The sequence below is a fragment of the Oceanococcus atlanticus genome (assembly GCF_002088235.1).
In the GTDB taxonomy this organism is placed as follows: Bacteria; Pseudomonadota; Gammaproteobacteria; order Nevskiales; family Oceanococcaceae; genus Oceanococcus; species Oceanococcus atlanticus.
Map to the genome: position 1 here is coordinate 393,235 of NZ_AQQV01000002.1, position 13,791 is coordinate 407,025.

At 59.9% G+C, this 13,791-nt stretch carries 12 protein-coding genes; 4 read left to right on the forward strand and 8 right to left on the reverse strand.

Annotated elements, in window-relative coordinates; translation table 11 throughout:
• Positions 1-69: 69 nt before the first annotated feature.
• Positions 70-807 (forward strand): FadR/GntR family transcriptional regulator, encoded by a 738-nt coding sequence (locus ATO7_RS09075; RefSeq protein WP_083561353.1) that lies wholly within the window; start codon positions 70-72, stop codon positions 805-807.
• On the forward strand, positions 804-1,385 hold the full coding sequence (locus ATO7_RS09080; RefSeq protein ID WP_146680249.1) for a hypothetical protein: 582 nt from the start codon (positions 804-806) through the stop codon (positions 1,383-1,385). Before ATO7_RS09075 ends, ATO7_RS09080 begins: the two co-directional genes overlap by 4 nt.
• A 27-nt stretch (positions 1,386-1,412) precedes the next feature.
• Here ATO7_RS09080 and ATO7_RS09085 read toward each other — a convergent pair whose 3' ends face one another.
• The 7 genes from ATO7_RS09085 to ATO7_RS09115 form a co-directional block, all read right to left on the reverse strand.
• The gene (locus ATO7_RS09085; protein ID WP_146680250.1) at positions 1,413-1,805 is read right to left on the reverse strand and encodes a hypothetical protein; all 393 of its coding nucleotides are present in this window, start codon (positions 1,803-1,805) and stop codon (positions 1,413-1,415) included.
• Positions 1,806-1,872: 67 nt separating this feature from the next.
• Positions 1,873-3,588, reverse strand: a complete 1,716-nt coding sequence (locus ATO7_RS09090) for a YadA-like family protein (RefSeq protein WP_083561356.1) — start codon at positions 3,586-3,588, stop codon at positions 1,873-1,875.
• A gap of 104 nt (positions 3,589-3,692) precedes the next feature.
• The gene (locus tag ATO7_RS09095) at positions 3,693-5,291 is read right to left on the reverse strand and encodes an alkaline phosphatase D family protein (RefSeq protein WP_083561357.1); all 1,599 of its coding nucleotides are present in this window, start codon (positions 5,289-5,291) and stop codon (positions 3,693-3,695) included.
• 82 nt (positions 5,292-5,373) lie between these two features.
• Positions 5,374-7,116 carry a CocE/NonD family hydrolase gene (locus tag ATO7_RS09100; RefSeq protein ID WP_083561359.1) on the reverse strand — a complete coding sequence of 581 codons (1,743 nt, stop codon included), beginning with the start codon at positions 7,114-7,116 and terminating at the stop codon, positions 5,374-5,376.
• The gene (locus ATO7_RS09105; protein ID WP_206044857.1) at positions 7,113-7,997 is read right to left on the reverse strand and encodes an SDR family oxidoreductase; all 885 of its coding nucleotides are present in this window, start codon (positions 7,995-7,997) and stop codon (positions 7,113-7,115) included. Before ATO7_RS09105 ends, ATO7_RS09100 begins: the two co-directional genes overlap by 4 nt.
• Before the next feature lie 10 nt (positions 7,998-8,007).
• Positions 8,008-10,134 (reverse strand): DUF1302 domain-containing protein, encoded by a 2,127-nt coding sequence (locus tag ATO7_RS09110; protein WP_083561362.1) that lies wholly within the window; start codon positions 10,132-10,134, stop codon positions 8,008-8,010.
• Positions 10,135-10,144: 10 nt separating this feature from the next.
• Positions 10,145-11,632 carry a DUF1329 domain-containing protein gene (locus ATO7_RS09115; RefSeq protein WP_240499464.1) on the reverse strand — a complete coding sequence of 496 codons (1,488 nt, stop codon included), beginning with the start codon at positions 11,630-11,632 and terminating at the stop codon, positions 10,145-10,147.
• Between the two features lie 205 nt (positions 11,633-11,837).
• On the opposite strand from ATO7_RS09115, the gene ATO7_RS09120 reads away from it, so the two are divergent.
• On the forward strand, positions 11,838-12,890 hold the full coding sequence (locus ATO7_RS09120; protein ID WP_146680251.1) for an AraC family transcriptional regulator: 1,053 nt from the start codon (positions 11,838-11,840) through the stop codon (positions 12,888-12,890).
• Positions 12,887-13,504, forward strand: a complete 618-nt coding sequence (locus ATO7_RS09125) for a carboxymuconolactone decarboxylase family protein (RefSeq protein ID WP_083561367.1) — start codon at positions 12,887-12,889, stop codon at positions 13,502-13,504. Before ATO7_RS09120 ends, ATO7_RS09125 begins: the two co-directional genes overlap by 4 nt.
• Before the next feature lie 22 nt (positions 13,505-13,526).
• On the opposite strand, the gene ATO7_RS09130 is transcribed toward ATO7_RS09125, so the two are convergent.
• On the reverse strand, positions 13,527-13,709 hold the full coding sequence (locus ATO7_RS09130; protein ID WP_083561369.1) for an oxidoreductase-like domain-containing protein: 183 nt from the start codon (positions 13,707-13,709) through the stop codon (positions 13,527-13,529).
• Positions 13,710-13,791: the final 82 nt, after the last annotated feature.

Sequence of the window (13,791 nt, forward strand, 5' to 3'; positions counted from 1 at the left end):
AGGATCATAGTGTGTGGACAGTTTCACAACAACTGGTATGATCAGTTGATCAGATGACTGGAGTCTGCCGTGTTTCAAACCGTGGAAAAGCGTTCCCTGTCCGAGGCGGTTTACGCCCAGCTGCGCGACCGTATCCTCAGCGACGAACTGAGTGCCGGCGAGGAGCTGCCCTCGGAGCGTGTCCTGACCGAGCTGCTCGGGGTTAACCGTGGCGCCGTGCGGGAGGCGCTCAAACGCTTGCAGCAGGCGCGCCTGATTGCCGTCCGCCATGGCGGCGCGACCCAGGTCCTGGACTGGCGACGCGAGGCCGGACTGGAAATGCTGCCCAGCCTGTTGGTCAGTGCCAGCGGCCAGATCAACACCGAAGTGGCGCGCGGCATCCTCAGCCTGCGTCAAAGCCTGGCGCCGACCATCGCCGCTGCCGCCGCGCAGCAGGCCCAGACTGCGCTGGCCGACGGGCTGGATGGCATGCTCGAACGTATGCAGGCCGCTGGCGGTGACGACGCACGGCTGCAGGTCTTGGCGCTGGATTACTGGCGCGAGGTAATCGATGGCAGCGGCAACATTGCGTACCGCCTGGCCTTCAACTCACTGGAGGCCACCTACGCAGCCATTCGCCCGCTGCTGACCGCCGTGATGCGCGAAGAATTTCGTGATATTGCCGGCCTGAAGGCTCTGGCCCAAGCCATCCGCCAGGGCGACAGCCAGGCGGCGCACGACCACGCTGCGGCCCACGTGGCCCTAGGCGGTCAGGCCATTGAACGCCTGTTGCAGCAACTTGGATCCCGTCAAAAGGGGCAAGCATGATCGGCATTCCACTGGGCCTGATCACCGCTAACGCGGTGGAATGGGTTGTGCACAAACATGTCCTGCACGGCATGGGCAAGACACGCGGGACCTTCTGGTCATTCCATTTTCATGAGCACCACGGCGCGGTGCGACGCAATGACTACTACGATCCCAGCTACCGCCGCTTCCCCCTCGGCATGCATGCACAAGGCAAGGAAGCCTGGGCCTTGATTGCCAGCTCGGCGGTGGTGGCGCCGCTGTTTCCGCTGGCACCGTTCTATGTCGGCACGCTGTGGTACAGCGCCGCCAACTACTACCGGGTGCACAAGAAATCGCACCTAGACCCGCAGTGGGGCAAACAGCATCTGCGCTGGCATTACGATCACCACATGGGCCGCAACCCCAGCGCCAACTGGTGTGTCACCCGCCCCTGGTTCGACTACCTCATGGGTACACGTGAATTCATGGCCGAGGGCGAGCACGAAAGCAACGTGCTCGGCCTTGAAGGCCTGCCCGAGTGGCTGCAAAAACGCTTGCCACAGGCCGCCCGCTGGGGCCGCATCAAGTCGCGCCCGCAGTTGCGCCCCGCCGCCTGACTCAGCTGCGGGTCGGGTGCTGGGCTTTTATCGCGTGCTCGCGTCCATTTCCGCCACGGACAAGGCTGCGATTTGCCACCCCCCATCAACCAGGTCGAAGAGCACGTCAAAGCGTATGGCGCGGGGTCGGTATTCGAAGCCACCGCGCAATCGAAGCTGGCCTTGCGCCGTAATCGCCGGCGGTATGTGATACGTCGGTGCAACCAGAACAGCCCTGCCCACATCGATACGTCGCTCGCGAAGTCCGGCAAAAATCTGGGCCAGATCCTTCTGGCTATGACGCGACTGAAAGCCGGGCGACCCCAGGGCGTACAGCACCGCGTAATTGCCTGTGCGATTGGCGTTGTCTACGGCAATCATCGTCGACCACACCAATCGCGCCAGAACCTCGTCGTCGGGCACCCGGGGAGCCGCAGACAAAGCAAGCGGACTACACAGCAGGAGGATAGCGGCGAGTCTTACGACCCGCCGCCACACCCGATCACAATTACCAAGCAATCTGAGCACCGATTCGACCACCGAACTCACCAACATCAAGGCCGGAACCTACACCTGCCGAGAACACAAGATTGTTTGACGCTCGGAAACTGGTTGCCAGCGAAAGCGCACTCTGGCCATCGTAATGGCCACCGCCAACGCTCATGGCGAAGGTCTTGCCGGAGGGAATCATCGGCGTGTCCAGTGCGAGCCCCAGCGCGATACCAGCCCGCGTCTCATCCATTTGCTCGTCAAAAAAGTCCTCCATGTCCGCAGTCGCAAGATTACCCAGCGCATCCGAAGTGACAAGTTGCACAGGCCCAGACTGTGCGGCCCGACTGGCTGACGATGTGATGCCGGAGAACCGGTACGTATTGGCTGCATTACCAATCGCCACCTCATTGGCACGACTGGCTTCCACGCCGGCCCCAATAGCAACGGAGTTGTCGAAGTTCGCGCTGGACAAGTCACCGACCGCAATCGCCCGCTCACCCCCTGCCGCTGCAGCTTCACCGACCGCAACCGATCGCACGCCGCTCGCATTGGCAAGGTGACCCAGCGCAGTGGCTCGTTCAGCCGAGGCGGACGAACGCCAGCCAAACGCTGTAGCACCGGGACCACTGGCCAGTGCCTGGCCGCCTACCACCGTTGTGGAGGGTCCAGTGGCGAGGGTCGCAACACCATTCGCACCATCGCGATTGCCGCCGATGGCGATCGAATCCCCACCCTCTGCTATGGCGGCATTGCCAATAGCGATGGCATTACTGCCAGAAGCCACGGCGTCTTCACCCCCAGCGAAGCTCTGATCACCCGAAGCCGTCGTTTGATGCCCCACCGCTGTGCCCATCGCTCCGGTAGCTTGAGCCTGCCAACCCAGCGCGGTCGACCCGGGGGTATTGGCGATGCTTTCTCCACCCACTGCTGTTGTCGAGTTACCCGCCGCAAACGCGCTATCGCCAACAGCCAGCGCGTCAACGCCGTCAGCGATGGATTCATTGCCAATCGCCGTCGAAAAATCTGACTGCGCGTCGGCGTTCTCACCTATCGCCGTTGTGCGTACGCCAGTAGCAGTTGCCAGGTGCCCCAGCGCCGTCGAGCGTTCGCCATCTGCGGCCGAGCGCCAACCGAATGCTGTCGCCCCCGGACCACTGGCCAGGGACTGACCACCGACCGCAGTTGTCGAGGGGCCTGTGGCGATGGTTGCCACACCATTGCTACCGTCACGGTTACCACCGATTGCGATTGAATCACCACCTTCGGCCAGCGCCGTGTTACCGATCGCAATCGCGTTGGTTCCGGACGCGATTGCGTCTTCACCGCCTGCGAAGCTTTGGTCACCTGAGGCCGTTGTCTGATGCCCGACCGCCGTACCCATGGCACCTGTCGCTTGCGCTTGCCACCCCAAGGCGGTGGCGCCTGGCGTTGTCGCGTCGCTTTCACCGCCGACCGCTACGGTGGATGGTGCCGACGCCGTTGCCGGATTGGCGCCATCGTTGTCACCGCCTACAGCCACTGCATCAGCAGCGCTTGCGACAGCCCCTGCACCTACGGCGGTTGCGCCGGAAGCGCTCGCCGAAGCGCCTTCACCACACTCCACTGAATTTGTCGCCGCACCCACGTTGCAGTCGGGTGTCGCATCGGCAAAGGCTGGTGTACTTAATGCCACAGCCAATGCGGCAACACTAAGGCCCGCCGCAACAGGACGTCGAATCGTACTGGCAATCATAAATCTCCCCTTAGAGGTTGTTGATGAGAAAGCTCATCAACACCTTCTACGCACCTGCTCGACGTTCAGATGCAGGGGAGCGAAATTAGGTCGTCTGGATAGCCTCAGCTGCGAGTCAGGGTTTTCTCGCCGCTGTTCACACCCCACACCGGCCCGGGCAGCTCCAGTTTGAGCGGCGTGCGCACCGAGACCATGTAGCGGTAGGCCGCCTCACACCGTTGCGGGGTGGCCGTCATCACCACGTAGCCGTGGCCAATTTCCAGATCACCCACGGCTTGGCGCATGTGCCGGTTGTACAGTTGCAGCACGTTGACCACGACCAGCGGCAAGCCTTGCGAGCTGATTGAAGGGCACACGAACTCGACTCCCACCGAACCGCTCACACCGGGTTGATAGGCCATGTCGCGAGGGTCAACGGTGAGCTCGTTGCAGAACGAGGTGTGAATGTCGCCGGTGATCACCACAACATCGTCAATCTCGGCGAAGGCCTCAAAAAGGCGATTGCGCTGGGCCACGTAACCGTCCCAGGCGTCATAGCCATACGGCACACCCGGAGCGATGAACAGCTGCGACATCATGGTTTGCTGCGCCACCACCTTCCATCGTGCGGTGCTTTCACGCATGCCCCCGATCAGCCATTGCTCCTGCTGCGGGCTGATCATGTAGCGCTGCGGGTCAGCCGCTTCTTCGGCATTTTCTGCCTGTACCGAACGCCCTTCCAGACGCGATTCGAGCACGAAGAACTCAACCAGATCACCGTACTGCAAACGCCGGTACAAGAACGCATCGGGATGCGTATTGGGGTTGTATTCCTCTCGCACCGGCAACCACTCGAAGTAGACCTGCATTGCCGTGCGCTTGCGCTCAGTCCAGCTGCCCTCTTCGCCTTCGGTGTGGTTATCAGCACCATCGGCATAGCTGTTGTTGGTCGATTCGTGATCATCCCAGGTGCAGATCCACGGGTGCGCCGCATGCGCGGCCTGCAGATCGGGGTCGGTCTTGTACAGCGCATGGCGGGTGCGATAGTCCTGCAAGGAGACAATCTCATGCCCCGGCGCCATGTAGCGCCCCAGCGCGAACGGCGTGGAGAGCAACTCGTCACCGCCGTACTCGTAGATGTAGTCGCCCAGCGTGAACACCACATCCAGATCATCGCGCTCGGCAATGCCCCGGTAGGCATTGAAATAGCCCATGGAATACCAGGCGCAGGACGAAAAGGCGAAGCGCAGCTGATCCAGAGCAAGCTCGGCGCGCGGCGCGGTTTTGGTGCGACCCAGCATCGACACCACCTCACCGCAGCGAAAGCGATACCAGTAGCGCGTCCAGGGCTCCAGCTGCGTCGCCACCACCTTGACCGTGTAGTCGCGGCCCGCGTCGGTTACGAAAACACCCGAGCCCACAATGTCGGTCATCGCTTCGTCGCGAGCGATCTCCCAGGCCACCGGAATTTCATCGGTGTCCTCGGCCGGTGTAATGCGTGTCCACAACACCACCGAGTCGTCCCAAGGATCGCCCGACGCCACCCCGTGGATGAAGCTCACCGCCACATCCGCATCCACCTGTGGCGCCGGCCCGGACAACTGACGCCCGGCCTCACCGCATGCACTCAAGGCCGGCGCCGCCCCCAGCGTGGCCAGCCCCTTGAGTACCGAACGACGATCAAGCCCACTGGCCTGACTGCGATTGCGACGCGCTTTCCCCATGGATGTCCCCCTTATTCTCGACGCGCTAAAGCTCAAACAGGGGATGCTATCACCCGATCATGAATGGGTAATGACGTACAGCTTACGGCTCAAACAAACGAGCCAGATCATCCCCTTTCTGCACCGGCACCATCAGGCGCGACGGAGTCTGCCCACCCACGAATACCAGATTCACCCCCGGTGCGGGCATTGCATACAACGGCGAGCCAGTCAGGTACAGCCGCAAACGGTGGCCCGTCATGAAACGGTTACCCAGTGGCCAGAACTCGATGTGATATTCGCGCAGCTCGCCCGGCGCAGCGTAGTCCTTGGCGCTGTGCACTGGATATGGCTGGACGACCTCAGCATTGCTGTCATACACCGATCGCTCGGGGTCGATGTGGGGGAAACTTGAACGCAAGCGCCCAACACCCACAGGAAAAGAGCGGCCATCCGGCCAAACATCGGCAATCACTGCGTAGATGTCCGTTTCGGGCAGCGCTGTCATCACATGCAGGGTTAACCCAGCAGGCCCTATGAGGTCCACATCACGCACGAACGGTGGCGTGGTATAGGTGAGCGACAACGGCTCCAACGTAGCCAGATCATTCAGGAACGGCAGGAACTCGAACAACGGCGCCGCACCCGCTGCAGCGACCACCGACGTGGTGTAAGGATCGCTTCCAAGCAGCGATGTGAGCACTGGATAAGCATGGCGACCCGTCTCATCGGGCGCGCTGCCAACAAGCTTTGCATCATTGAGAGAGCGAGCACCGCCACCCCGCTGCGGTGAAAGATATAGGGCCTGCCAATGCGTTCCAGGCAATGGCCAGTCCTCGCCTTCAATACGGCTGAACTCGCCCGCCATAAGCTGTTCATAGCCGCCATGCCCAACCAACAATTGAACCGGGGCTTCTTGATCAACACCGTTGTGTTGATCGCGCAGAAAGCGGTCGAACCAGCGCTGGTAATCAACGAAGGGCCCGGGCGTACCGTTCGGAAAGCCGTCGTGAGCCCCAAGCAAGCGCAGATGGACCGGCACACCTTGATCGCGCAACATCTTGTAACTTTCAAACGGACCGCGCGACTCCACATCGTAGAAGCCCGTATTCGCGAGAATCGGAAAACGGTTGGGTCCGGGGCGCTGCGTGTGATTCAGCCAGTAATCGTTCTCGACCTGGGTCAGCAGCACATCGGTGGTCAGACCGACAAAGCCAAGTCCTGTAAGCACTTGCTCGAGCACGCTTTGGCCATCAGCCAGACGAAGTGGGGTGCTTAGCAATGCCGGCGCCCCAACGCCCAGCCCTACGGCTACAGCGGGGACCAGATTGGGTATGCCTCCGGGGTACAGCAAGTCGCGGTACAAATCGTTGGTGCCAGCCATCAGGGCTGCGGCCTCAACGCACGGCAGTGGCAGATGCAAGGTGTTGTAGATCGCGATGGCGCTGGCTGAAAAGCCATACAAGCCCATGCGCCCATTGCTCCAAGGCTGCTCGCATGCCCACGCTACGAACTCGGAAATATCCTGCTGATCACGGGCTCCGACGGCACTCCAGGCACCGTTGCTGCGCCCCGTTCCGCGCGCGTTAACGAACACATGGTTGTAGGCCGGACCAAAATCAGGAATGTCCGAACCCGAGCCATACGGACTGAACTCAATCAGCACCGGCTTGGGCGAAAGATCATCAACACCACGCAATGAGGCATACAGCGTCGCACCGTCACTCGCGGTGAAGCTCAGATCCTGCTGAGACCATGACTGCTCCGCGTCTTCGCGCCCCGCTTGCTGGCCGCCCTGACAACCTGCCGCAAGCATCAGCAGCAGGCTCAACATCAGGCGGTTCATACGTCCACCGCTGCACGACGGGCGTCGATACTGAGTTTGTACAAACGCTGGTTCAGCCAGCGCATGACCAGCTCATAGGGCCAGGAGAACTTGCGCTGAAACCAGTACCCCAACCGAATATCGTTGGACGTAAAAACCATGTACCGCCCGGCGGTCACGCCCTTGATAATCGCCCGCGCAGCCGTATCCGGACTGACTGCATGACGCTGAAAATGTGCTTTCAGCTTTTGCATGTGGGGTTGCTGCATATCAATACCCGCGACCTCCAAGGTCTGAACCAGGCCGGTGTCGACACCGCCAGGGCAAACCAAAGAAACGCCAATACCATGGCGCTCAAGGTCGAAGCGCAGGACTTCAGAGACACCGCGCAAACCGAATTTGCTGGCGCTGTAGGCTGCATGCCACGGCAAGCCAAACAACCCGGCGGCCGAAGACACGTTGACGATATGCCCGCCGCGCTGGGCCTCAATCATCTGCGGCACAAAACTCTCGATGACATGTATCGGCCCCATCAGATTGATGTCGACGACACGCCGCCACTGCTCGTGGCTCAGCGTATCGACCGTGCCCCAGATGGAAATACCGGCCACGTTCATCAAAACATCAACACTGCCGAAGCGCTCATGAATATCCCGAGCGTAGCTTTGAACCTGCTCAATATCCGCGATGTCCAGGGCGCGACTATCAAGCACCACACCACCCGCCGTGCGGATACCCTCTGCAACCGTCGACAGCGCGTCCTCGTTGATATCCGTAAGCAGCACATGCGCACCAGCCTGAGCTGACTGCTCGGCAACGGCCCGACCAATTCCGCTGGCCGCACCGGTGATAAAGCACAAGCGCCCCTTGAGAGACTTTGTGCACACTCTTTTACACGCCACGCTGCGCTCCTTAGAAGGTGTAAACCAGACTCAGCGACAAATGGTCGCGATCATCCAGCTTGTTCAGATCACCACCACCAAAGAAGCCTTGATAAAGCACGGTGGTAGACAGGGATTGGCTAAATTCAAACTGGCTGCCAACGACAAACTGGCGGCGCCCTTCGATAAAGTTCTGCATGGGCGCGATTGATACGCCATCAACGTCATGAAAAAACGCCAGGATGGGGCGCCAGGTCGGTACGCCGGGAATGAAATCGTTGTACTCAAGGCGCGCCAACACGCGATAGCCCCACGCGAAGTCATCCGCAAAGCCCCGGGTTTGCTGAGTCGGTGCAATACGTCGAGTGTCAGGCACGCCGCCGCTACCGCTTCCGTCGGCACCAGGCCCAGCATGAGTAGCGTTGGCACCACCGCCATCAAATTGCATCTCATGCAGGCCCGGCATATCCATCACGTGGGTAAAGCCGGCCTCGGTAATCAGAATGATCTGATCGGCGCCTATCGGATTGCTGCTCGAAAAGATGCGAATGCCGGTCAGGCTTAGCTGCCCCACCTGCAGCGCCTCCCAACCTCGAATCAGCTGATTCGGCTGAATGTTCGAGTTGCGGCGATAACGTGACTCGATGAAGTTGGGCACCGCGCTTTGCGCGGTCGGAATGGTGGCAACCCCGGGGATAACAATTTCCTGCCGGGGAAACACCGGATTGACCCCGGCAAACACCAGATCCTGCAGATGCACCTGGGCTGGCAAATTGGGGCGGTATGAATATTCCCCCGCCAATGACCACAAACCAACCGTGGTGTTGAAGCTGACCCCGAACATACGAATGTCTTCAGGGTAATCGAGGAACACCTTTAGCGTGTCCAGCGGAACCGGTTCCTTACCCAAACCGCCCAAGGTTCCGCTGAATGTGCCATCGGAGCCAATCAGATCCAGCAACTCGGGCGGCACGATAGCGTCCAATCCAATGCCCGTCAGCGAGCCATTGAACAGACCGCAGGCCGCTATGGCGCCGACCAGATTGCTGGCCTCACGCCAGCAGCCGGCGTCGGTCGCGTAGATGCTTCCATAGGGCAACCGGCTGTGGTAGTTGAGGAAATAAAGCCCCCACTCAACACCATGATAGAAGTCAGGCAGATAACCACGCAGACTGACACCGTACTGGCCACCGTCGCGCGGCTCGCCGTAGGATTCGGGCAGTATGGGTACTGATGCCGACGAGCTGCTGATCAACCCCAAAGTGCCCTGCGGCACGCCAACGAAATCCGGATCTTCAGGAAACTGGCCTTCTGCGATAACCGCGTAGTCGCCACCACCACCAATGTCACTGGTCGACATAAAGGAGCCTGCGGCTGCTGGCGCCAGCGCTTCCCAGCGATATTGATAAAGCAACTCAAGCGCAGTGTTTTCATTCAGGTTGGCGGTTAACGACACCATGCCAACCGGTTTGAATATGTCCGCCAACTCAACACCTGGCACATACAAGAGATTCTGATCCGGCGGATTGATCTCGTTCAGGCTGTTGAGCTGAATGGTGGTGGCCTCACCCCAGCGCACACGCTGTTCACCGACGCTGAGCAAGAACTCATGCCCGGCCAGCATAAATGGCACGGCTACGAAGGCCTCGAGCAAATCCAGACGCGCACCAACCTGGTCTTCAATGACATCCGCGCGCGCTGTGTGCTGTGGCTGATAGCGCGTGTTGGCATGAGTGTTTTCAAAGTTGTAGTTGATCGCATCAAAGGTCAGCTCGCCGCGCGCACGGAACACCACGTCACGCCAGTAGGCACTGAGCTCGCTGGTCCACTTGAGGCTGGCAGCCACCGGGTCGTACTGCTCGTAGTTGAGATTGCCGTTGTCCTGGTTATGGGCGGCGAAGCCACCCGGTGCCTCAACCAGGCGCTGATTGGGCGCGGGATCGCCACCGAAATCACGGCAGTCATCGCCATCGCACAAATCAGGCGTCAGATTGAGCTTTCCAATCAGATCCGGATTACGCGCTTCCATGCGCCAAGCAGCGCCTAATGCAATCCGGTTTGACCAGCTCATAGACAGGCCGTCGAGCGGCTCGAAATTAAGCGCATGGGTCGCGGGTGCCAACGCCACCGCCGCAACACCCCAGAACAATCTTTTCATGCGCACGTCCTCAACGGGTTCGCGCGTGGCGCTTGAGGCTTGCCGGGCTGAAAAAGCTGTCCTGGAAACTGGCTTCCCAGTCTGGGATTTCCCCCTCGTTGAGCAACGCGGTAACGAAATAGCGCTGACTCTGCAGGTCGTAAATAATCTCCGGCACGCCGGTCACCGTTGGCACGAACGGTGCGGTGATCAGATGAGCTTCCTGAACCTTCCACAGCTGGCCGCGTCCGTCGTAGTTGGCCACGGCGGCAATCGACCAGGAGTCTTCATCCACGTAGAAAACACGTTTTGCGATCTGATGTCGCAAGCCTTCGCGCAAATTGGCTTCCACCACCCAAACGCGATGAAGCTCGTAACGCGCCAGCGCCTGATTGAAATGGCGCCCATGCAGCATGTCGCGATAGCGCAGCACAGGCATGCTCATGAGGTATGCGTTGTACGGGATGTACACCTCACGCTTGCCAACCAAGGTCCAGTTGTAGCGATCGAGCGAACCGTTGAACACATCAACCTGATCGTTGAACTGCTCGCCATCGGTGCCCACCGACGGGTTGTCGTAGCCCACATCCGGCGCCCGATTCACCCGCCCCAATCCTGGATTGAAAATCCACGCGGCACGCCCACTGCTCGACTGATCAGCCGTTTCATGCACCAAGATCAGTTGTCCCGCGACACGCGGCGGGGAGATCACTTCCTGCAGGTAATAGGCCATCAAGCTGTTGTCGTCGGGTGGCGGACTCTGCAAATTGGCGTAGCGGAACTTCACGTTCTCGACGATCTTGGTGATCTTGAAATCACCATCAGGCTTCACAATGGCCTGGTCATTGACCCGGCGCACCGCCGAGCCACGAAACTTGAGCTTGTGGTTCCAGATCACCTCTGCGCCGCTGGTCGGGATCGGGAACGGGAAGCCCAGCTTTGCGTCCTTGACGCCATCTGTACCTTCCAATCGAGCACGCGTGGCATTGGCCTTGGTGGCGGCGTAAATCTCATCCGGGTAAAACGCATTACGAATACCCGGATAGATATGCATCTTGTAGCTGTCGTAACGCTCGAACATGGCCTGGTGCCCCAGCGTCAGCTTGTCGGCATGCTCTTGGTAGTTGTCGCTTGTGATCGTGAACAGCGGCTCAGCCGCACTGGCAATCTGTTTCTCTGCCACTTTCGCCAATGCGCGCTGCGGCTCTGGCAACTTGTCGATGATCGCGCGCAAGGTGGTGCTTGCACTGGCGAAATCACCCTGGTCCGCCGCCGACAGGGCTTGTTCAACCTCCGCACGGATATCCAACCCGTTGATTACGCTGCGGATATCCTCAAGATCCTGGCGCTTGAAGTCCTTCAGGGCCTGTGGAAAGTCATCGCCGCCCACCCACGCAGGAATGTGCCCATCAGCGGAGCCGGCAGCGATCGCACCAACGGGGGTCAAATCACGCCCAAGACGATCCGCCTGTTCCTGCGACACGCCCGCATTAGCCGCCATCGCGCTGCCCCATCCCACGCTCAAGCCGAGGATTCTCATCAGCCTGAGCCAGCTCTTGCGGTGTTGTGACATGTCGCCCCCGATCGAAATATGAGGGTGGCCATGCTAGGCAGCGACCGGCGTATGCGGCAGTCCCGAAAGTGGCCAGATCAGGTAACCATTGAGGACCACGATCCACAGCTGGCCTGAATTGACACATACTCCCAACACGCAAGGAGGTGATGTGGTGATACCCCTTAAGAAACCAGCGCTGAACTGGATTTCAATCAGTCATTTGCAGCATTTTGTAGCGCGCGGCCAAGCCGCTGGGCTGAGCATGGATGAGTGGCTGCATGAAGCCGGCTTAAGCGCCGATCAACTCAAGGACGCCAACCGCACGATTCCGGTCGACGTCCTCGAAATGCTGCTAGGCACCCTGACATCGCGCTACGACATTCCACTGGTTGGTCTGCACATGGCAAACGACATCCAACCCGGAACACTCGGGCCATTGGGGCAGATTGCCCAGGTGTGCAGCGACTTCGGCGCAGTCATCAAAATGATCGAGCGCTTTCATGGCTTACTCAGCAACATTGGCGAACTCGAAATCGTACGCCACCCCGGACAAATCGAACTCCGCTGGGAATGCCGCGCGGGTGGGCCCGCCTTCAAACGCCAGGCGCGTGAATATGTGCTGGGCAGCGTAGCCGTGATTATGCGCTTCCTGATGCCAGAACAACGCCCATTGATGCTCAGGGTGAACTTCGTCCATGCACGCCCCACCGATGCTGGCCATGCGCGCGGCTACTTCACCTTCTTCCGAGTGCCCGTGCATTTTGATCAGGCACATAATTCAGTCGTCGTGCCATCCGATCTCCTCAAAGTGCGGATGCGCCACGGCAACGCCGCCATCCGCGAACTGCTAGAACAACACGCAGCAAACGCACTGCGCCAACGCCAAAACGCCACTGATCTGAGCGAAGAAGTACGCCAACTGATTCGCGCCATGCTGGTGGACGGCCCGCCGACCAAGGAAATGGTGGCTTTGCAACTGGGCCTGAGCGGTCGCCATCTGCACCGTCAGTTGCAACAACAAGGCACCAGCTATCGCGAACTGCTTGAGCAGGTCCGCCTGCAGCTCGCAGATGACAACCTGTGCCAGCAGGCACTGAGTGTCGACGTGACCGCGCAGAAATTGGGTTTTTCTTCACGCCAGGCTTTTCTCCGCTGGTTTCGGCAAGCCACCGGACAAACGCCAAGTCAATATCGAGCAAACGCCGGAGTCGCATCCGCATGACCGCACTAACCCCAGCGCAAGGCTGGATCGAAACCGCCACACCACGTCTCAGCGCACCGCCAGCGAAACAACGCGGACTGCTTTTTCGCGGCGTCTCACGCCTATCACGCACACTTGGCCGCAACGACGTTCCAGACGTCATCAGCGTGCTGCATATCAACCCACGTCTGTTTTGGGCCTGGCTGTTCTTCGCCTCACGCATGATGCCCTATGGCCGTCTGCCGCCGCGCCAACGCGAGATGCTGATCTTGCGCACCGCATGGAACTGTCGCAGTCGTTACGAATGGGGCCAGCACGTCGAGATTGGCCTACGCGCAGGGCTGAGCGACGACGACATACTTTGTGCCAGCGGACGCATCAAAACGCGCAATCCGGTCTACGCACTGCTCATACAAGCCTGCGACGAGCTGTGCCAACAGCATGTGATCAGCGATGCAACCTGGAATGCCCTGTGTGCGCACTACAGCAAACCGCGGCTCATTGAAATCACCATGCTGGTCGGCCATTACGTCATGATCGCCGCGTTCCTCAACAGCGCCGGCCTGCGGCTAGAAGCACCGTTGGAGGAGGTGTTGAATGCCTTGCATCAGCGCTTGGATGGTTCGCCTTGCTGATACCTGATCAAAACCTATCGCGCTAACGTTCGCCACCACCCTGCTCCAGCTCCCAGGCCGCCACGGCCCGCTCGTACGCGCGCAGCGCGTCGCTGTATTGATCGAAGATGCAGTCCACGCAGCCGCTGTCACAGCAATCACCCGGCAGTGGTTTTTCGGGTGGCTGGGGGCGCGGTCTGGGCTGCACGTTCGGATCCTTGTTCATATCTCACTACACCAACGACAGAATATTCTGACTTTATCTGTAGGCATTCACCGATACACCGACAGACCTGATCGCGGCCATT

Coding starts and splice junctions, on each gene's coding strand:
- ATO7_RS09080 (WP_146680249.1), top strand. CDS start 804: ATGATCGGCATTCCACTGGGCCTGATCACCGCTAACGCGGTGGAATGG.
- ATO7_RS09090 (WP_083561356.1), bottom strand. CDS start 3,588: ATGATTGCCAGTACGATTCGACGTCCTGTTGCGGCGGGCCTTAGTGTT.
- ATO7_RS09095 (WP_083561357.1), bottom strand. CDS start 5,291: ATGGGGAAAGCGCGTCGCAATCGCAGTCAGGCCAGTGGGCTTGATCGT.
- ATO7_RS09100 (WP_083561359.1), bottom strand. CDS start 7,116: ATGAACCGCCTGATGTTGAGCCTGCTGCTGATGCTTGCGGCAGGTTGT.
- ATO7_RS09110 (WP_083561362.1), bottom strand. CDS start 10,134: ATGAAAAGATTGTTCTGGGGTGTTGCGGCGGTGGCGTTGGCACCCGCG.
- ATO7_RS09125 (WP_083561367.1), top strand. CDS start 12,887: ATGACCGCACTAACCCCAGCGCAAGGCTGGATCGAAACCGCCACACCA.
- ATO7_RS09130 (WP_083561369.1), bottom strand. CDS start 13,709: ATGAACAAGGATCCGAACGTGCAGCCCAGACCGCGCCCCCAGCCACCC.